Here is a 19,936-nt window from a genome sequence, read left to right as displayed (position 1 = left end):
TCATCCCGGGAGGGTGGTCGACGAGTGGAACTGCGCGACTATGTCCGCGTCCTTCGCCGCAGCTGGATGCTCATGCTCGCCTTCGTGGTGCTCGGCGGGCTGCTCGCCGCCGGCTCGACCTGGCGGTCCACGAAGGAGTACGCCGCGTCGGTGACCATGGTCGTCTCCTCGCCGGACAACGCCGACGGTGCCGCCTCCGCCTACCAGGGCGGCCTGCTGTCCCAGCAGAGGGTGAAGTCGTACGCCAACCTGGTGGCGAGCGACCGGGTGGCGATGGCCGTCATCCACCGGCTGCACCTGCGGACCACCCCGGACCAGCTGCGCGGGCAGGTCACCGCGCAGGCCGTCCCGGACACGGTGCTGTTGAAGGCCACCGTGCGCGACCGGGACCCGCGGCAGGCCACGTCGATCGCCGACGCGGTCGGGGAGGAGTTCTCCGACGCCGTCGCCATGATCGAGCGTCCCGCCGACGACAGCCCGCCGTCCGTGCGGGTGAACGTGTGGGAGCGCGCCAAGCTCCCCACCTCGCCGGTCGCCCCGCAGCCGACCCGCAACATGGCGCTCGGCCTGCTGCTCGGCCTGATCCTGGGGATCACCGCGGCGATCGTCCGCTTCCGGCTGGACACCAGCATCTCCGGCCAGGACGACGCCCGTGACGTCACCGACCTGCCGAACCTGGCCATGATCAACTATGACACCGAGTCGGTGCGCCGCCCGCTCATCACCAACGCCCGGCCGCACTCCGCCCGGGCCGAGGCGTTCCGCCAGCTGCGGACCAACCTGCAGTTCGTCGACGTCGACGCCGGACCCCGGTCGATCCTGGTCTCCAGTTCCGTGCCGGGCGAGGGCAAGACGACGACCGTCTGCAACCTCGCGATCAGCCTGGCGCAGGGCGGCCACCGGGTCTGCCTCATCGAGGGCGACCTGCGCCGGCCGTCGTTCTCCGGCTACCTCGGCGTCGAGTCGGCGGCGGGCCTCACCTCGGTGCTCATCGGCGCGGCCGACCTCGACGACGTCCTGCAGCCGTGGGGAGAGGGCCGCGTCGGCGCCGGCAAGATCGAGGTGCTCGCCTCCGGGCCGGTCCCGCCGAACCCGAGCGAGCTGCTCGGCTCGCAGAACATGGCCGACCTCATCGACCTGCTGCACACCCGGTTCGACTTCGTGCTCCTCGACGCCCCGCCGCTGCTGCCCGTCACCGACGCCGCGGTGCTCGCCACCCGCGCCGACGGGGTCCTGCTGGTTGCGCGGGTTGGCCGGACCCGGCGTGAGCAGTTGCGCCGCGCCACAGAGACGCTGCGCGCGGTGGACGCCCGGATGGTCGGCACGGTGCTCAACATGGTCCCGACCAAGGGACCGGACGCCTACTACTTCGGCCAGTACAGCAGCTACGCGCCCCGCGGCCGGCACGCCCGCGCCGCCGCCGCGCGCGCCACGCGGATGCTCGCACCCGACTCCGGCGTGCGCCCCGCCGGCGGCCGCGAGTCCGTCACGGTGCCGGCCGCGCGGGAGTCCGCGGACGCCGATCCGCAGGGAACCGGCGTGCGCCGCGAGGTGGCTGGGCGCGAGGTGGCGGTGCGCGAGGTGGCGGTGCGCGACGCGGCGGTGCGCGACGCGGCCGGACGTGACGCGGCCGGTTCGACCGGCGGCGGCCGCTCCGGCGGTGACCGCTCCGGCGGAGTCCAGGCCCGCTCCCGAGCCGGCTTCCGCCGGCGGGGCCCCGCCCAGCCGGACGGCGGCCGCCAGCCCGGTGACGCCGGCACGGGCGATGCCGGCGCGACGGCCGGTCCTGCCGAGGCCGGGATGGCGCCGGGCGGGCGGCGCGCCATCCGACCGCCGTCCGGTCGGTGACAACCGGGGGATCGGGGAACAGCATGCCGGAGCCGGGGCAACCGGCCCGGCGAGCGGCGACGGGCTCGGATGATCCACCTGTCATCCCGCGCCAGCCGGGCGCGGGATCCGTCCCGGACGGGTCGCCACGGCCCGCCTGGACACAGCTCGGCACCAGGCCCGGTGCCGCCAGCAACGCACTGCCCCTTCCCGGCCGCGTCGGCGAACCCGCCGATCACCGGCCGGGCGATGGCCCACCACGGGCGGACACGCGGCCCAGCGCCGACGCCGACGACAGCGCTGGCGCCAGGGGAGCCGAGAACGGTGACGGCGGCCAACCGTCCCCGGGCGAGGAGGACGAGCGGGACGGTGCCGAACGGGGCTGGCGTCCACGGAAATGGGTCGTCGCGGGGATCGCGCTCTGTTTCGCCCTGATGCTGGGCCTCCTCGGCTGGGTCGGTGTGCGCGGCCTGCTGGCCCGGGAGCAGCTGGAGCAGGCCCGGGCGCGGATCACGTCGCTGCAGCGGCAGATGATGGCGGGGGACTACCCGTCCGAGCGCGACCTGCGTGCGCAGGTGGCGGCGATCGGCCGGCGGGCCCGCGCGGCCCGTTCCCTCACCGGCGACCCGGTGTGGTCGGCGTTCGGCCACGTCCCCTGGGCGGGCTGCCCGCCCCGGTCGGCGGCGGAACTCATCCGGGCGGTGGACGCCCTGTCGGGCACGGGCCTGCCCGCCGTCGCCGATCTCGGCGCCACCCTCGACCCGACGCGGCTGCGGCATCAGATGACCATCGATGTGGCGGCGCTCGCGGCCGCCCGCCAGCCGGCCCAGCGGGCCGCCGCCGCACTGGACGCACTGCGGGCCGCGGCCGAGCGGGTCCCCGACTGCGGCCGGCTCGGCCGGGTCACCGGCGTGGACGGCGCCCGCGCGGAGCTCGTCGACCGCGGCGGGCAGCTCTCCGACGCGCTGGACAACGTCGCGCTCGCGGCTCGGATCGGGCCGGACATGCTCGGCGCCGCCGGCCCGCGCCGCTACCTGCTCATCGTGCAGAACCCGGCCGAGTCCCGGGCCAACGGGGGAATCATCGGCGGGTTCGGCGTGCTGACGGCGGACCGGGGACGGCTGGCCCTGACCGGCATCTCCGGCAACGGCTCACTGCCGGGCGGGCCCACCCAGCCGGATCCGGTCGCCGAGCTGACCGGCTCGTTCGGCGCGCGCTACAGCTCGTTCTGGCCGAACCGGGTGTGGGCCAACGCGAACCTGACCCCGGACTACCCGACCGCCGCCCGCTTCTACACGGCGATGTACCGCACGGGGACGGGCGTCCCGGTGGACGGCACGATCAGCCTCGATCCGACGACGATGGCCTACCTGCTGGCGGGCGGGCGGCCCGCGGTGCTGCCGGGCGGGCAGGTCGTCTCGGCGGGGAACCTGGTGGATCTGGTGGAGTCGCAGGTCTACGCGCGGATCCCGACGGTGTCGGGGCGGGACCGTTTCTTCGCGCAGGTCGGGCAGGCGGTCTACGGGTCGCTGGAATCCGGCGGGGGCAATTCGGCGAAGCTCCTCACCGCTCTGACCCGGGCGGTCCGAGAGGGGCGGTTGACTGTGTCAAGTGACCACGCCGATGAGCAGGAGGTTCTTTCGTCGACGGCGCTGGGTGGCGCGCTGCCCACCGGCACCGGTCCGTATCTCGCCGTCGTCACCCAGAACGCCGCGGCCAGCAAGCTTGACTACTGGCTGCGACGGCGGACCAGCTACAGCGTGCAACGGCTGCCGAACGGCGCGGGTGCGGTGACGATCGTGGTCCGGGTCACCAACACGGCCCCCGACGGCCTGACCGCATACGTGCGCAACCGAGCGGACGAGCCGAACTCCGACGGCAACCCGGGTGCCCAGAACAGCATCTGGCTGTCGGTGTACACGGGTCGGGACAGCCTCTTCGCGGGCGCACGCCTCGACGGTCAGCCCATCGGTCTGACCACCGGCAGTGAGGCTGGCCTGCCGGTCGTCTCGACCTACCTGACCATCGACCGGGGCCAGACGAGGACGCTGGAACTCAAGGTGCTGGAGCCGCAGGCGGGTCCGGCGCTCGCCGTGCGGCCGCAGCCGCTGCCGGTGCCGGAGCGCCTCGACGTCCAGGGGGTGCCGGTCACCTCCCCATGGTCACGTAGAGTTGGAAGTTGACTGCGGAAGGTTGTGGACACGGAGAGTAGTTATCGATACTCTCCGTGTCGTCAATCGTTCATCTGCTTGACCTGATCTTCCGCAGGGAGAGTGCCTGTATGAAGTTCCGACCCCTCGGAGTCGCGCTGGTGGCAGGCGGCGGCATGGCGCTCGCCGCGCTGCCTGCCCTGCCCGCCGCGGCTATCGACGACCCGCCCATTCTCGGTGACACAGCGTATCCGCCCGTCGGTGGTGGCGGCAGCGGCGGCAGCAGCAACTGCTCGGGGCCTATCGGGTCGGGCAGCGTCAGCAAGTCGGTGATCATCGCCGGCGAGAGCGTGGTGTTCAGCGGCTGCGGATTCGTCCCCGGTTCCGCCATTCAGATCGAGGTCAACGGCGTTCTCCGCACCCGCACCTACGCGGGCCGCACCGGTGCGTTCGGCGTTCCCGTGAACCTCACACAGACCGGCTCGCAGCACCTCGCCGCCATCGGCCGGGGCGTGTTCACCACCGGCACGACCGGCGTCGTACCGGGACCTGGCCGCGGCGGCCAGCCGCGGCACAGGCCGGGCAATGGCAGGCCGATCTTCCCGCCGCACGGCGGCCCCTGGGGCCCGGGCGGTCCGGGTGGCCCCGGTGGTCCCGGCGGCCCTGGTGGACCGGGTGGTCCTGGTGGGCCGGGCGGTCCCGGTGGACCGGGTGGTCCGCAGATCGCTGAGCCCGAGGGACTGACGGATGCCGGTGCTCCCGACGCCGGGACCGGCGAGGTCGGCCCGGTCGTGCCGCCGATCAACGTCGGTCTGGCGGCAGCCCTCGACCCGCCGCCGGCCCAGGCCGCGGGTACCCGCATCGTCAACGCCGACGTCCTGGTCGTCGGATTCGGCCAGCACGGCATCGAGGGCCTGCCCTTCGACCCGGGCTGGATCGGCAGCTGGATCGGCGACTGGATCGGCCACGACGGCAAGGACCGCGACGACCGCGACGGCTGCTTCGGGGACGGCTTCGGGGACAAGGACCGCTTCAGGGACGGCAAGGACGGCTTCCGGGACGGCAAGGACGGCTTCCGGGACGGCAAGGATGGCTTCCGGGACGGCAAGGACGGCTTCCGGGAGGCCCGGGCCGACGAGCTGTCCGACGGGGACCGCTTCAAGGACGGCCACGACGGCAAGGACGGCTTCCACGACGGCAAGGACGGCTTCCGGGACGACAAGGACGGCTTCCGGGACGACAAGGACGGCTTCCGGGACGGAAAGGACGGCTTCCGGGACGACAAGGACCGGGACGACAAGGACGGCCTGTTCGGCGACAAGGACCGGGACGACAAGGACCGTAGGGACGGCCACGACGGCGTGCCCTGCGTCGTCGCCGGCGTCGGCGTCGGTGTCGTCGGCGGCGGCGGCGGGGTGGGCGCCGGCGGCGCGGCGGCACCGGGGGGCGGGGCACTGCCGTTCACCGGTGTCGAGACCGGTGCGATGGCCTCGATCGCCCTCGCCCTGCTCGGTGGCGGAGCGCTGCTGCGGGTGGCCGCCCGCCGCCGCCGGGTCGCCGCGATGACGACCGCCACCGCCACGCGGACCGAGGCCTGATCGGTTCGGGGCCTGATCGGTTCGGTTCTCCCCGCATCGCCGCTGGCCACGCGCCCGCGGCGGTGCGGGTGCATCGCACTCCACAGGAAACAGCGCACTCCACAGGAAACAGCGCACTCCACAGGAAACAGCGCACGACCATCGGTCCCGCCGGGCCGTCCGCCGCCAAGCCGCGGCCACCGGCGGAGGCCGACCCGGCCGCCCCCACCCGCGCGGGGGCGGCCATCCTGGCGTGGGCGCCCGCTCAGCGCCGGGTTCCTGTCAGCGCAGCGGGTCGAAGGGGGCGAGCTCGGGGACGGCACGGCCGGTGACGATCGCGTCCGCGAGCAGGCGGCCGGTGACCGGGCCCAGCGTGATTCCCCACATGCCGTGGCCGCCGGCGGCGAAGACGCGCGGCGACGACGTCCGACCGACCAGCGGCAGGCCGTCCGGTGTGCAGGGCCTGGGCCCGACCCACTCGTGGGTACGCCGGTCGAGGTCCACCCCGCGCAGCAGGCCGCGGGTCGCCGTCACCACCGCCTGGATCCGCCGCGGATCGAGCGGGGCGTCCGGCGCGCGGAACTCCATCATTCCCGCGACCCGCAGCCCGGCGCCGATCGGCGTGCAGGCCACCCGGGAGGCGGGGAAGTAGATCGGCCCGCTCGGCGGCTGCGGGGTCGCGACGTGGAAGCTGTAGCCGCGGCCGGCCTGCACCGGCCGGCGGATCCCGAACGGCCCACCCAGCCGGGGCAGCCAGGCGCCGGTGGCCAGCACCACCGCGTCGACCGCGCAGGCGGCGGACGCGGGTGAGGTGTCCACCTCGACGTGCTCGGCGGCGGGGCGCAGCGCGTCGACCGCCGTCGACTCGTGCAGGACGCCGCCGCGTTCGCGCACGCTGTCGGCGAGCGCGGCGACGAAGCGCCCGGGATCGGTGAACCGCTGCCCGTGCAGCGCCACGACGTAGCGGACGTTCTCGCCGAGCAGGGGTTCGAGGTCGCGCGCGGTGACGGGATCGAGCACGTCGACGTCGGCCCGCTGCCCGGCCGCGCGCACCTCGGCGAGTTCGGCGAGCAGCACGTCGAGGTCGGCGCGCCGCTGGTAGCCGGCGAGCAGCGGTGCCGCTGCGCGGGTCGGCGCGCTCACCCCGCCGGCGGCGAGGTCGTCGAAGGCGCCGAGCGCGCTGCGGGTGAGGGGTGCGAGCGCCCGCATCGCCGCCTGCCAGTGGCGCTGGGTGCTGTGCCGGACGAAGCCGGCGACGAAACGGGCGAGCGCCATGTCGGCGACCGGTGGCACGTACACCGGGGAGTCCGACCGCCACAGCACCCGCAGGCCGTAGCGCAGCACCGCCGGGTCGGGCAGCGGGGTGGTCAGGGAGGGGGTGAGCCAGCCGGCGTTGCCCCAGGAGGAGCCGGCGCCGGCGGGATCCGCGCCACGGGTCAGCCGGTCCCGGTCGAAGACCGTGACGCGTACGCCGTGGTCCTGCAGGAACCAGGCCACACACAGCCCGACCATCCCGCCGCCGACGACGGCCACGTGATCGGGAACGGCCCGCGTCCGATTGTCCATCGGCATGATTGTCCGCCAGTCGGTGCCGGCTCGCCCGAGATCCGGGCGGCGAGCCGGCACCGACCGGCGCCACGGTGGAGCGGGTGTTACTTGCGGCCGAGCGAGGCCCGCAGGTACTCGCGGTTGAGTGTGGCGATGCTGTCCATCGGGATGCCCTTCGGACAGGCCACCGTGCACTCGCCGGTGTTGGTGCAGCCGCCGAAGCCCTCGGCGTCCATGGCCTCGACGAGGTTGAGCACGCGTTCCGCCCGCTCCGGCGCGCCCTGCGGCAGGCTGTTGAGATGCGCCACCTTCGCCGAGGTGAACAGCATCGATGAGCCGTTCGGGCAGGCCGCGACGCACGCGCCGCAGCCGATGCAGGTGGCGTTGTCGAACGCCGTGTCCGCGATCGGCTTCGGCACCGGCGTGGAGTGCGCCTCGGGGGCGCTGCCCGTCGGGGCGCTGATGTAGCCGCCGGCCTGGATGATCCGGTCGAGGCCCGACCGGTCCACCATCAGGTCCTTGATGACGCCGAACGCGACCGAGCGCCAGGGCTCGACGTCGATCACGTCACCGTCGTTGAACTCGCGGATGTGCAGCTGGCAGGTGGTGGTCCGCTCGCGCGGGCCGTGCGCCTGCCCGTTGATGACCACGCCGCAGGCTCCGCAGATGCCCTCCCGGCAGTCGTGGTCGAAGGACACCGGGTCGTCGCCCTCCAGGGTGAGCCGCTCGTTGAGCACGTCGAGCAGTTCGAGGAAGGACATGTCCGGGTTGGCGTCGGGCACCTCGTAGGCCACCATGCGCCCCGGCTCGTCCGGGCTGGCCTGGCGCCAGATCCGCAGGGTGAGCTTCACCGTCGGCTCCTTCTCACGCGTAGTTGCGCTGTGCTAGGTGGACGTAGTCGAAGTTCAGCGGCTCCTTGTGCAGGATCGGCTGGTCGCCGGTGCCGGTGCCGCCGAACTCCCACGCGCCGGCGTAGGCGAACCGGTCGTCGTCGCGGCGGGCCTCGCCGTCCGGGGTCTGGCTCTCGACCCGGAAGTGGCCGCCGCAGGACTCCTCGCGATGCAGCGCGTCGACGCACATGAGCTCGCCGAGCTCGAGGAAGTCCGACACCCGGTTGGCCCGCTCGAGGCTCTGGTTGAGCTGGTCACCGGTGCCGGGCACCTTCACCGAGCGCCAGAACTCCTCACGCAGCTCCGGCAGCCGGCCGAGCGCCTTGCGCAGGCCGTCCTCGCTGCGGGCCATGCCGCACTCCTCCCACATGATCTCGCCGAGCTCGCGGTGGAACGAGTCCACCGTCCGCTCGCCGTCGATCGAGAGCAGCCTGGTGAGCCGGCCGGTCGCCTCGTTGACCGTGTCGACCACGGCCGGGTGGCTGGCGTCCACCTTCTCGAGCTTGGTGGACGCGATGTAGTTGCCGAGCATCGGCGGCAGCACGAAGTAGCCGTCGGCCAGACCCTGCATCAGGGCGCTGGCGCCGAGGCGGTTGGCGCCGTGGTCGGAGAAGTTCGCCTCACCGACGACGAAGCAGCCCGGGATGGTGCTCTGCAGGTCGTAGTCCACCCACAGGCCGCCCATCGTGTAGTGGACGGCCGGGTAGATCCGCATCGGGACCTTGTACGGGTCCTCGCCGGTGATGCGGTCGTACATCTCGAACAGGTTGCCGTACTTCTCGCGGACCTTGTCCTCGCCCATCCGGCGGATGGCGTCGGCGAAGTCGAGGTAGACGCCCAGGCCCCCGGGCCCGACGCCGCGGCCGAGGTCGCACTGGTTCTTCGCGGCGCGCGAGGCGATGTCGCGGGGGACCAGGTTGCCGAAGCCCGGGTAGATGCGCTCGAGGTAGTAGTCGCGCTCCGCCTCGGGGATCTGGTCCGGGGAGCGGGTGTCGCCGGGGTTCTTCGGCACCCAGATCCGGCCGTCGTTGCGCAGCGACTCGCTCATCAGGGTGAGCTTGCCCTGGTAGTCGCCGGAACGCGGGATGCAGGTCGGGTGGATCTGCGTGTAGCACGGGTTGGCGAAGTACGCGCCGCGCCGGTGCGCCCGCCAGATCGCGCTCGCGTTGGAGTTCTTGGCGTTCGTCGACAGGTAGAAGACGTTGCCGTAGCCGCCGGTGGCGAGCACGACCGCGTCGGCCAGGTAGGTGGAGACCTGCCCGGTGATCAGGTCGCGGGCGACGATGCCGCGGGCGCGGCCGTCGATCACGATCAGGTCGAGCATCTCGGTGCGGGCGTGCATCTCCACGTTGCCGGCGTCGATCTGCCGCGACAGCGCCTGGTAGGCGCCGATCAGCAGCTGCTGGCCCGTCTGGCCGCGGGCGTAGAACGTCCGCGCGACCTGCACACCGCCGAACGAGCGGGTGTCGAGCAGACCGCCGTACTCGCGGGCGAACGGCACGCCCTGCGCGACGCACTGGTCGATGATCTGCGTCGACGTCTGCGCCAGCCGGTAGACGTTGGACTCCCGCGCGCGGAAGTCGCCGCCCTTCACCGTGTCGTAGAACAGCCGGTAGACCGAGTCACCGTCGTTGCGGTAGTTCTTCGCCGCGTTGATGCCGCCCTGGGCGGCGATCGAGTGCGCGCGCCGCGGCGAGTCCTGGTAGCAGAACTGGATGACACGGTAGCCCTGCTCGGCCAGGGTCGCCCCAGCCGCGCCGCCGGCGAGGCCCGTGCCGACGACGATCACGGAGTGGCGGCGGCGGTTCGCCGGGTTGACGAGCTTGGCGTCGAAGCGGCGCTTGTCCCAGCGCTGCTCGATCGGGACGTCCGGCGCGGTGGTGTCGGCGATGTCGTCGCCGATTTTGTAGAACGTCATGTCAGCCTTCTTCGCGTCTTCAGTCCACGAGCCCGGCGAGGACCGCCACCGGAACCACGATGAATCCGGCCGTGAGGAGAACGGCGAGTGTCGTCGCGGTCGCCTTGAGTGCTCGGTCGCGGCTCGGCCGGTTCACCCCGAGCGTCTGGGCGGCGCTCCAGAAACCGTGCTGGATGTGGAGTCCCAGGCTGAGCATGGCGACGATGTAGATGACAGTGACCCACCACACACTGAAACTCGACACGACGTTGTCGTAGGCCGCGCCTTCGACCCCGTGCCGGTTGAGGGTGAGGGTCGTGAAGTCCAGGAGGTGGTAAACGATGAACAGCGCCAGGGTGATGCCGCCGTAACGCATGATGTGCGTCGCGTAGCTGGCTCTGGCCCGTTGGTGGTGGACGTACTTGGTCGGCCGCGCCTTCAGGTCACGCCGGCTGAGCTGGTACGCGGAGACGACGTGCAGGATCACCGCCAGACCCAGGCCGACCCGCATAATCCACAGAAACCATGCTCCGTGCAGGACCGGTTCCCCGATCGTGCGCAGCCAGTGGGCGTAGTGGTCGAAGTCGGTCGGGCCGAAGAAGATCTTCAGGTTGCCGAGCATGTGCACGATCAGGAACAGCAGCATGAGTGCGCCCGTGACGGCCATCACGGTCTTCTTGCCGATCGTTGAACGCCAGAAGTTCAACGGGGCGGAGGAGGACCGCTTGGGGCGCGGGGGGCGCGCGGCGGGCGCCGGTCGCGTTGGGGTTGTTACAGCCACGCACGCACCCTAGAACCACGCTGTCCAGTGGTCCAAGACATGATAAGGCTGGACTCCATAGCCGACCCCTATGGAGGTCTACGCTGGCGGGCGTGCAGCTCCACCAGCTCGCCTATTTCGTCGCCGTCGCGGAGACCCGGCATTTCACCCGGGCCGCGCAGCGGATGCATGTGGCGCAACCCTCGTTGTCCCAACAGGTCCGGGCGCTCGAACAGGAGTTGGGAGCACCACTGTTCAACCGGGCCCGCGGCAACATCAGCCTGACCGCCGCCGGCGAGACCCTGCTGCCGCTCGCCCGCCGTATCCTCGCCGACACGGAGACGGCCCGCCAGCGTGTCACCGAGCTGCTCGACCTGCGCCACGGCACGGTCCGTCTCGGCGCCACCCCCAGCCTGTGTACCGGCTTCCTGCCCGACGTGCTGCGCCTGTTCCACCAGCGCTACCCCGGCATCCGCCTGCTCGTCGAGGAGGGCGGCTCCCGCGACCTGGTCCGTGACCTCGCCGGCGGCGGCCTCGACCTCGCGCTGATCATCCTGCCGCTGCACAGCTCCGACCCCGCCCTCGCGACCTCCCCCCTGATCCGGGAGAGCCTCGTCCTCGTCTCCTCCCTGGACGAGCCGCCGGTGGTCACCGGCCGTCCGCTGGCCGTCCCCGACCTGCGTGACCATCCGCTGGTGATGTTCCGCCGCGGCTACGACCTGCGCGAGGCGACGGTCGGAGCCTGCCGCGAGGCCGGCTTCGAGCCGACGTTCGCCATCGAGGGCGGCGAGATGGACGCCGTCCTCGGCTTCGTCACCGCCGGCCTCGGAAGTGCCGTCATTCCCAGCATGGTGGCCCGCCGTCTGGGTATGCGCGTCACCCCGTTCGTGCCCCCCGGCCTGCAACGCACCATCGGCCTGGCGCGTCGCCGCGACGTCGAGCCCACCCGCGCCGCCGTCGAACTCCAACGCGCCCTGTGGGAGTACCTCCGCGACGCCTCCGCCACCGGCAACCTCCCCGACGGCACCCGCCTGCTCACCCCCCACCCGCCCACAACCGCCCCGACATCGCCCGAGTCGCATCCGGCCGCCGACTCGCCGCCTCCACCTCCCACCGGCGACGGTGAATCCGCCTCCTTGCTCGCGCGGTAGGCCGCGGAGGGAGATGCGATCTCCGTGGCCGACTGCATGTAGTTCTGAGTTCCTGTTGGGCCTGGATCCAGAGGGTCGACCGCTCCGCGTAAGCTGCATATCGGGCATACTTCCCGCGGGCGGGAAGTGCCTACGGGGGGCGGCGGCTCCGTGTCGCGAATTCGCGGTTGCCCGTCCGCTTTGACACGGATTACGCGACACGGCCTGCCGTGAAACGGCCAGATGGCTGCCACGACCCGCTGCGACAACACCCACGAAGATCGCAACATGGGGTGCGCGCCGGCCACGCAGGAGCCACCTCTGTCCGCGTCGGCAACTCGAGAGCCACCCCGGCTCGGGCCGGCCGAAATATGTTCGTCGCGTGAGCGTTGCCCGCGACCACGAGGACATGCACTGTCTCATCGACCAGCTCAGCCCGAGCCAGGTCCGTCGGCTGCGACTGCTCATCACCCAGGACGAGGAACTGTCGCAGGTCGCGGCAACCCTGTCCCGGCCCGAGGCCCCCTCACCCGCGAACGGCCTGCCGACACTGATCGCATCCTGGACGGCCCTCTCGACCTTGCGGTGTGACGGCACGCTGCCGAGCCTCAGGTGGTTCGACCGCCAGCATCGTCGAGCCGCGGTCAGACTTGGCATGAGCCGGTCAGGCTCGCTGGTCTTGATTCAGCGCATCCCCATTTCCCACCAGGACACGAAGCCTGGATGTGAAGCGTCGACGGCGAAGATCAGTGCTGAATTGAGGGGCCCGGATGTTGGCCCGCGAGATTGCCGATGCGGGTCATTCCGGGAACATAGGCATCCAGCTCGCCCAGCTGGAAACGGCACAGCCCCATCGCCCACCACGAGACGTCATCGTCGGCGCTTGACGCGCGGTAATGATTTCTTTGAAGATGAGTGATCCATCCGCCGTCACCCAGCCCGATCAGTGTGGAGGTCAGCTCACCAGTCGTGGTGTTCCACGTCCGGCAGGTGCCGTCCTCGCCTGCTGTGACAAGAACCGTGCCATCGGGGGAGAAGCTAATCTCCCACAGCACGCTCGTATGACCGATGAAGGTGTGAATGCAGGTTCCGGTGGCTACATCCCACATCCGAGCCGATCCGTCATCGCTGGCCGTGGCGAGGTGGGTGCCGTCGGGGGAAAATGCGATGTACGTAACATCGGCCGCGTGACCGGTGATCGCGCAGAGGAAGGTTACGTTGGTGGTGTTCCATAGGCGTGCGGTGCCGTCATTGCTGGCCGTGGCGAGGCGGGTGCCATCGGGGGAAAAGGCAACCGTTGTAACGCTGTCCGTGTGGCCGGTGAGTGTGTGGGTGCAGGTTCCGCTAGTGGTGTTCCATAGGCGTGCGGTGCCGTCGTCGCTGGTGGTGGCGAGGTAAGTGCCGTCGGGTGAAAATGCGACGTCCCGGACTGGGCCGGTGTGGCCGGTGAGTGTGTGAGTGCAGGTTCCTGTGGTGGTGTCCCATAGGCGAGCGGTCTGGTCGATGCTTGCCGTAGCGAGTTGACTGCCATTTGGCGATATGGCGACCTCCCATGCCACGCTGGTGTGGCCGGTTAGTGTGTGGGCGCACGTTCCGGTGGAGTCCCATATACGCACTATGCCGCTGTCAGTAGCGGCGGCAAGATAGCTTCCGTCGGGGGAGAACCTGACGTCCCAGACCGGACTGGTGTTGCCCGTGAGCGAATGAGTGCAGGATCCCACGGTGGTATTCCATAGGCGCGCGGTGTTATCGCCGCTGGTGGTGACGAGGTGAGTGCCGTCGGGTGAAAATGCGACGTCCCGGACTGGGCCGGTGTGGCCGGTGAGTGTGTGGGTGCAGGTTACGTTGGTGGTGTTCCATAGTAGTGCGGTGCCGTCATTGCTGGCCGTGGCGAGGCGGGTGCCGTCGGGGGAAAAGGCAACCGCTGTAACGCTGTCCGTGTGGCCGGTGAGTGTGTGGGTGCAGGTTCCGCTAGTGGTGTTCCATAGGCGCGCGGTGCCGTCGTCGCTGGTGGTGGCGAGGTGAGTGCCGTCGGGTGAAAATGCGACGTCCCGGACTGGGCCGGTGTGGCCGGTGAGTGTGTGGGTGCAGGTTCCGTTGGTGGTGTCCCATAGACGTGCGGTGCCGTCGTCGCAGCTAGTGGCGAGATGAATGCCATCAGGCGAAAACTCTACTGCCAGAACCTTGCTGGCGTGACCAGTCAGAATGTGCTTGCAGCTCCCGGAGGTGGTTTCCCAAAGACGTGCGGTTCGGTCGTAGCTAGCGGTGGCGATGCAGTCGCCGTCGGGAGAAAAGGCCACCGAAGAGACCGCACCGCTATGTCCGGTGAGAGTGCGCAGGACAGTGCCCGTACGACTGTCTGTAAGAACGAGAGTGCTGTATGCAGAATAGGCCACGAGCCGTCCATCAGGTGAGAACACGACATTCTGCACAGGGCCGGCTGCTGGGGTGCATAGGGTCGGCCTGTCGCGGCCTGTCAGAGCGGCCTGCCGAAGCTCTGGGTTGCTGGCTAGGCGAGGATCGGTGGTGCAGCCGAGGAGGGCTGCCTGGAACCAATCGCCGCCGTCGATCGTCGCAGCGGTGACCGTGCAGCGCTCAAACCGGGCGGACGTGCAGTCGGCATCGGTCAGGTTGGCGCCGGTGAGGTCAGCATCGATGAGGGCCGCTCGATGCAGGGTTGCGCTGGCAAGATGTGCACCGCGCAGCGTGGTGCTGGTGAGAGTTGCACCGGTGAGGTCGGCGTTGGTGAGGTCGGCGTCGGTGAGGTCCAAGCCGGACAGGTCGGCGCCGGTTAGATCGGCGCCGGCCAGGTGGGCGCCGCGGGTCAGGGTCAGGCGATGGGCGTGTGCGTGGGCCTTGCCGTGGCGGCGAGTGAGGTCCGCGTGGTGGCGGCGGGCGAGCGCCAGGGCGTTGCGGCGGGCCGCAGCCGTGGCGTCGTCGTCAGCAAGGATGCTGCGGGCCCAGCGGAGGGTGGCGGGCCAGCCGGCGAGGCCGGCGACGAAGTCGGCCATGAGGGTGGAGACGGGGCGCTGGGTGAGGGGCTCGACGGTGACGCCGGCGGTGCGCAGGTGGGGGGTGCAGGCGGTGGCGACGAGGTATTCCATCACCGAGGCGTGGACGAAGGTGAAGGCGTCGTCGCCGGTGCGGACGAGCAGGGTGCCGGAGCCGACCTGGTGGGCGGCGTGGTCGGAGTCGAGGCCGTGGGCGTCGAGGGTGGTCAGGACGGTGCCGGCGGTGGCGGCGAGCTCGCGGGTGCTGACGGTGCGCTCGGTGGACTGCCAGAGCTTCACGGCCAGCGCGGTGACGGCGGCGAGGCGGTCCTCGGTGGTCAGGGCGGGGGCGGCGCCGGACGGGCGGGCACGCGCTGACTCGTAGTCGAGCCACGCGGCGATGAGTTCGCGGTAGAGGTCGGCGGAGCTGATCGTGCCGGTGGCGGCTTGGACCTCGCGCAGCCGTGACTCGTCCAGGCGGGCGATGAAGCCGAGCATCCGCGGATTGCGGCTGAGTCCGAGCAGGTCGTGGATGTCGCGGATGAGGGCGAGGCGGTCGGCGGCGCGGGCGGTGTCGCCCTCGTAGAAGCGAGTGAGGAACGCCTCGATCTGCTCGTCGGTGAAGTCGTCCAGCTCGATCAGGCCGCGGCGGTTGGCGGTGTCGAGGCGGGCCGCGAGGGCGGTGCGGACCTGGTGGTCGGAGCGGAAATGCTGGCTGCGGCTGGTGAGGACCATCTTCGCGCGGCCTTGCAGGGCGTCGAGGAGCGTCGTCAGGTGCTCGGCGGCGCGTTCGTAGGTGACGCGCAGGGCCAGTTCGTCGAAGCCGTCGAAGAGGAGCACGATCCGGCCGTTGCGCAGCATGTAACGCAGCGCGTCGCGGTCGAAGCGGGGAACGCCGGCGCCGGCCAGGTGGGCGGCGAGCAGTTCGTCGAGGCCATGCGTCTTCTCCAGGTGACGCAGTTCGACGAGCATCGGGACGACGTGCGGCAGATGCTCGGGCAGGGCGCGGGCGAGCTCGTGGAGAAGGAAGGTCTTTCCTCGGCCGAAATCGCCCAGGACCAGGACGAGGCCGCCCTCGTCGGCGGCCATCCAGTCCAGGAGTTGTGCCCGGGCGTCCTCGCCGTCGAGCGTCGCGCCGGCGACGAGGGTGCGATCGAGGTGTTGGAAGCGCTGCGTCAGGTAGAGCGACGGCGGGTAGATCGGGTCGCGTCGCAGCCGCTCGGTCTGGTCGGCGACGTAGGACCGCAGGTCGATGAGCCCCTGGTACTGGACGAAGCTGACCAGCCGCACGCTCTGGCGCAGCGCCGCGTCCACCAGCGCCGGCGCCGCCGGGTCGCCGCCGTAGACCAGCGTGGACACGAGCATCGGGTCGAACGCCGCGTAGCCGCGGTGTACCTGGGCGGCGAACGCCTGGACGTCGTCGGCGTCGGGAGTGCCGTCGAGTACGCCGACGGGATGCTGCGTGACGATTGTCCCGTCACGGCAGGTGACTCGAAGGTAGCCCGGAACACCGCCACCGGCGGGGGAGATCTCGAGGACGGATACCTGGTGCGGAGCCTCGACGGAGTGCAGCAGCCGCGCGACCTCGGCGACCCGGTCCACGAACCGTTCTCGGTGAGTCTCCTGCCCTCGCCGTTCGGCCCGGTCCTGGTCGTTACGGCCATGCCGATCGGACGGGTTGTCGGGCTGCGCGGCCGGGTCGGGGAGCGTGGCGTCAATTCCCGCCCAGTGTCTGGCCGTGCGCCGGAGAGGCTCGGCGCCCAGGTCAGCCCACTGCGCAGATTCCGCGGACCAGTGACGCAGGCGGCGGGTGAGCCCGTCCCGTTCGACCCGGGCGAGTTGGTAACGCGGCGCGGACTCGGCCTCCGGCTTCGCGGGGTCGTGGCGGCCGGACGGCACTCCGACCCGGAGGGCCCGCCCGACCTTGACCCCGCGATGTGTGTCGTCCTGACCGCTCAGGACAAGATTGAGCATGCCCAGAAGGTCGCTGCGGTGCCTCAGGCTGGCGGCGAGCGAGGCGGCGGACTCCATCTCCTGAACCGCGCCGAGCCTGAGCCATCCGCGCTGTGCGTAGGCGGCCAGACGGGAGGCGAACCGCTGCTCCTGGGCCGCACCGATCGTCCGGCGGTCATTCGGCGCATGATGCGTGACGTCCATGGTCGAGTTCATGGCGGCCACGACCAGGTTGAGCTCGTCGATGGGGAACAGCGACCATTCCTGGCCGACCGCGAACACCCCGCCCGCGGCGCCGGCCGCGCCCGCGCCCGCGTAGAAATTCTCGATCATGACGGCGAAATGGCGCCACTTCGGCCAGTAGGGCGGTTCTGGGTCGATTTCGTCGGCCTCGCAGGTGTCGAAGTAGGAGCGGCAGGCAGCCAGGTTCACGTCTCGCGAGCCAGCCACCATCACCAGGCGGGATCGGGACAGGCCGAAGGCGCCCAGGAGGTCGTCGAACGTCTGCACGGCTGTCTCGTATTCGCGGCGCAGACCGTGTTCGGCGACGTCGCCGGTCACCACCACCAGGTCCGGTGACCAGGCCGGATCCAAAGCCGCCACATCCTCGGCGACCCGGTTGGGCAGTTCGGCCAGTGGTAGCGGTGCGCCGTCCAGGCCGGCGCGGAGCTCGGGCAGGTGCAGCACGGTCACCGCGTCGCGAACCGAACCGCCACCCGGTCGCCGGCGGTCGTTGCCTTCCGCGCCGACGGGGCCGGGGCCTGGGAAGGGCGCTGGCGAGGGCGCGTCGCCCGGCCAGACAATCCGCTCGCTGTGGTCCGGATGCCGCGGGCCGCGTAGGCCGGTGATGAGCCGGGTCGCGGCTTCCCGCTCGTCGCAGCCGACGAGGTCGATGAACGACAGGCGGCTGACCAGCGGCGTCAGCTCGCAGGGGGAGACACGGACGGGGACGAGGAATCCTTCACGCTCGTGGGCGCGGATGAGGGCTGCCTCGCGTTCGGCTCGGCCGTAGCTGGCCGGGTCGAAGTAGTGCGGGGAGAGGATCGCGATCATCCGGTTGGCGGTGGCCAGAGCCTCGTCCATTCGGCCGACGAAGCTGCTGCCTGCCGCCCAGTCCCATTCGTCGTACTCGACGCGGAACCCCTCTGCCTTCAGCTTCGCGGCGACCCAGCGTGCCCACGGCCGGTCCGGGCCCGCGACGCTGATGAACAGATGCTCGGCCGCGCCCCCGGCATGTTCCCCCATGAACACAGCGTGGCAGACCCGCCACATTCATGGCAATCTGCTCCGAGGGCTGACGTCGCCCCCTGGGGGCAATCGCCTGCGAACTGACTTGAGCATGTGGCGCCACGCCGGTTCGAGACGATTGCCGTGACCGCGAAAAACCGCGTTACCGCGGTAACGCGGCGGAAGCTGGGCAGGCGGTGAGAGCGGAAGCCGACGGTCAGAGGGCCGGGGGGCCGTGGCCGAGGATCTCCTCACGCTCGTCCGGGGAGGTCTGCGGCTGGGTGTCGTCCGCGAGGAAGCGCAGGAGGCGCGCGCGGCGGTCGGCGGCGGCGCGGGCGGCGGTCAGGCGGGCGCGGCGCTCCCGCAGCGCGACGGTGATCGCCTTCGTCGTCGTCTCGCCGGTGAGGGCGGCCACGTCGGCGGCGAGCTGTTCGGTCGCGGGGTCGTCGATGGTCAGGGCCATGGCGGAAGTCTGCCGGATCCGGAGCGTGCCCATCACGCTCCTTCCAGGTCTGTCCGGTACCGGCCACCGGGACGGATGGTTGTGCGTGTACTGATGTTTCCGGGCGCGTTGATTCACGGTCATCTTGGGCTGTGAGCGTTTCGCTTCGGTGCCGTTGGGACCCGGTGCCGGAGGAGGAGACGCATGTCCGTGAATCGTCGACAGGTGATGGCCGGGGCGGGGACCGCCGGGCTGGGATTCGTGCTGGCGGGGGCGGTGGACGCCGTCTTCGCGGGGACGGCGAACGCGGCGTCGCCGAAGGCGTTCCGCGGCTATGGGGAGCTCGTCGCGGACCCGAACGGGGTCATCGACCTGCCAAAGGGCTTCCGCTACACGGTGTTCTCCCGCGCGGGCAAGGACACGCTGAACGGCGGCGGGGCGGTGCCGGCGTCGCACGACGGCATGCGCGCGTTCCCCGCCGGGCCGGGGCGCAGCCTGCTGGTGCGCAACCACGAGCTGTCGCCGGGGACGAAGGACCCGATCGTGCCGCAGCGGCCGGGCCTCGTCTACGACCCGGCCGCGCCGGGCGGGACGACGACGCTCGCCGTCGAGGGTGACAAGCTGCTCAGCCACGTGCCGAGCCTCGCGGGCACCTACCGCAACTGCGCCGGCGGCGGCACGCCGTGGGGGACGTGGCTGTCATGCGAGGAGACCGAGGCGACGCCGGCGACCGAGGCGGTGCTGACGAAGAAGCACGGCTACGTCTTCGAGGTCGACCCGTTCGGTCGGCTGCACGACGCGGCACCGGTGCCGCTGACCGCGCTCGGCCGTTTCGCGCACGAGGCCGTCGCCGTCGACCCGCACACCGGCATCCTGTACCTGACCGAGGACGCGGCCAAGCCGTACGGCCTCGTCTACCGCTTCCTGCCGCGCAACCCGCGCGGCGGCCCGGGCACCCTGCGGGCCGGCGGGAAGCTGCAGGCGCTGCAGGTGCCGAGCACCCGTGACCTGTCGATCGTGCGCGACCTGGGCACGAAGCTCAACGTCACCTGGGTCGACGTGCCGGACCCGGACGCCACGACCGTCTCGGTGCGTGCGCAGCTCGACAACGCCAAGGTCACGCGGGTGCCGAAGGCCGAGGGGATCTTCTGGTCCGACGGGGTCGTCTACATCGTCTCCAGCTACGCGAAGACGTCGGAGGGCGCGGCGGCGAACCACGTCGGGCAGGTGTGGCGGTTCGAGCCGCGGCGCTCGACGCTCGAGCTCGTCCTGCGTCTGGAGCCGGGCGGCCGGTTCGACTCGCCGGACAACATCGGCATCTCGCCGTTCGGTGGGATCGTGCTGTGCGAGGACGGCGATGGCGAGAACTACCTCGTCGCCCCGTCGGAGGACGGCACGCCCTACCCGCTGGCCCGCAACGCCGCCAGTGACAGCGAGTGGGCCGGCGCGACCTTCTCCGCCGACGGGCGCTGGCTGTACGCCAACGTCCAGGGCGAGGGGATCACCGTGGCCATCACCGGTCCGTGGTGGCGCGGCTGACGATCA

At 71.2% G+C, this 19,936-nt stretch carries 11 protein-coding genes; 5 read left to right on the top strand and 6 right to left on the bottom strand.

Going from position 1 to position 19,936, the window contains the following annotated elements; genetic code table 11:
- The first annotated feature begins 24 nt into the window (after positions 1 to 24).
- From AC6EXY_RS19365 to AC6EXY_RS19355, 3 genes are all read left to right on the top strand, one after another.
- Positions 25 to 1,848 (top strand): tyrosine-protein kinase domain-containing protein, encoded by a 1,824-nt coding sequence (locus AC6EXY_RS19365; RefSeq protein ID WP_101832576.1) that lies wholly within the window; start codon positions 25 to 27, stop codon positions 1,846 to 1,848.
- A 23-nt stretch (positions 1,849 to 1,871) separates the two neighbouring features.
- Positions 1,872 to 4,010, top strand: coding sequence for a DUF4012 domain-containing protein (locus AC6EXY_RS19360; protein ID WP_243407669.1), 2,139 nt, complete (start codon positions 1,872 to 1,874; stop codon positions 4,008 to 4,010).
- A gap of 98 nt (positions 4,011 to 4,108) precedes the next feature.
- The gene (locus AC6EXY_RS19355) at positions 4,109 to 5,575 is read left to right on the top strand and encodes a collagen-like domain-containing protein (RefSeq protein ID WP_499817687.1); all 1,467 of its coding nucleotides are present in this window, start codon (positions 4,109 to 4,111) and stop codon (positions 5,573 to 5,575) included.
- A 261-nt stretch (positions 5,576 to 5,836) separates the two neighbouring features.
- Here AC6EXY_RS19355 and AC6EXY_RS19350 read toward each other — a convergent pair whose 3' ends face one another.
- The 4 genes from AC6EXY_RS19350 to AC6EXY_RS19335 form a co-directional block, all read right to left on the bottom strand.
- Positions 5,837 to 7,120, bottom strand: a complete 1,284-nt coding sequence (locus tag AC6EXY_RS19350) for an NAD(P)/FAD-dependent oxidoreductase (protein WP_243407667.1) — start codon at positions 7,118 to 7,120, stop codon at positions 5,837 to 5,839.
- Between the two features lie 86 nt (positions 7,121 to 7,206).
- The gene (locus tag AC6EXY_RS19345; protein WP_101832573.1) at positions 7,207 to 7,953 is read right to left on the bottom strand and encodes a succinate dehydrogenase/fumarate reductase iron-sulfur subunit; all 747 of its coding nucleotides are present in this window, start codon (positions 7,951 to 7,953) and stop codon (positions 7,207 to 7,209) included.
- Between the two features lie 13 nt (positions 7,954 to 7,966).
- On the bottom strand, positions 7,967 to 9,910 hold the full coding sequence (locus AC6EXY_RS19340; RefSeq protein ID WP_101832572.1) for a fumarate reductase/succinate dehydrogenase flavoprotein subunit: 1,944 nt from the start codon (positions 9,908 to 9,910) through the stop codon (positions 7,967 to 7,969).
- Positions 9,911 to 9,929: 19 nt separating this feature from the next.
- Positions 9,930 to 10,595 carry a succinate dehydrogenase cytochrome b subunit gene (locus AC6EXY_RS19335; protein ID WP_101832571.1) on the bottom strand — a complete coding sequence of 222 codons (666 nt, stop codon included), beginning with the start codon at positions 10,593 to 10,595 and terminating at the stop codon, positions 9,930 to 9,932.
- Between the two features lie 167 nt (positions 10,596 to 10,762).
- On the opposite strand from AC6EXY_RS19335, the gene AC6EXY_RS19330 reads away from it, so the two are divergent.
- Complete coding sequence (locus AC6EXY_RS19330) at positions 10,763 to 11,800, top strand: LysR family transcriptional regulator (protein ID WP_499817686.1); 1,038 nt, start codon at positions 10,763 to 10,765, stop codon at positions 11,798 to 11,800.
- 725 nt (positions 11,801 to 12,525) lie between these two features.
- Here AC6EXY_RS19330 and AC6EXY_RS19325 read toward each other — a convergent pair.
- Both AC6EXY_RS19325 and AC6EXY_RS19320 read right to left on the bottom strand, forming a co-directional pair.
- Positions 12,526 to 17,967: a WD40 domain-containing protein gene (locus tag AC6EXY_RS19325; RefSeq protein ID WP_499817685.1), complete on the bottom strand. Its 5,442-nt coding sequence runs from the start codon at positions 17,965 to 17,967 to the stop codon at positions 12,526 to 12,528.
- 199 nt (positions 17,968 to 18,166) lie between these two features.
- The gene (locus AC6EXY_RS19320) at positions 18,167 to 18,445 is read right to left on the bottom strand and encodes a type II toxin-antitoxin system VapB family antitoxin (RefSeq protein WP_207770316.1); all 279 of its coding nucleotides are present in this window, start codon (positions 18,443 to 18,445) and stop codon (positions 18,167 to 18,169) included.
- Positions 18,446 to 18,595: 150 nt separating this feature from the next.
- Between AC6EXY_RS19320 and AC6EXY_RS19315 the strand changes: the two genes are divergently transcribed.
- Positions 18,596 to 19,930 (top strand): alkaline phosphatase PhoX, encoded by a 1,335-nt coding sequence (locus tag AC6EXY_RS19315; RefSeq protein WP_101832071.1) that lies wholly within the window; start codon positions 18,596 to 18,598, stop codon positions 19,928 to 19,930.
- The last annotated feature ends 6 nt before the right edge of the window (positions 19,931 to 19,936 follow it).

This window comes from Frankia sp. RB5, from assembly GCF_059816245.1.
Note: the sequence above shows the minus strand (reverse complement) of the source record. Positions and strands in the feature narration are given on the sequence as shown.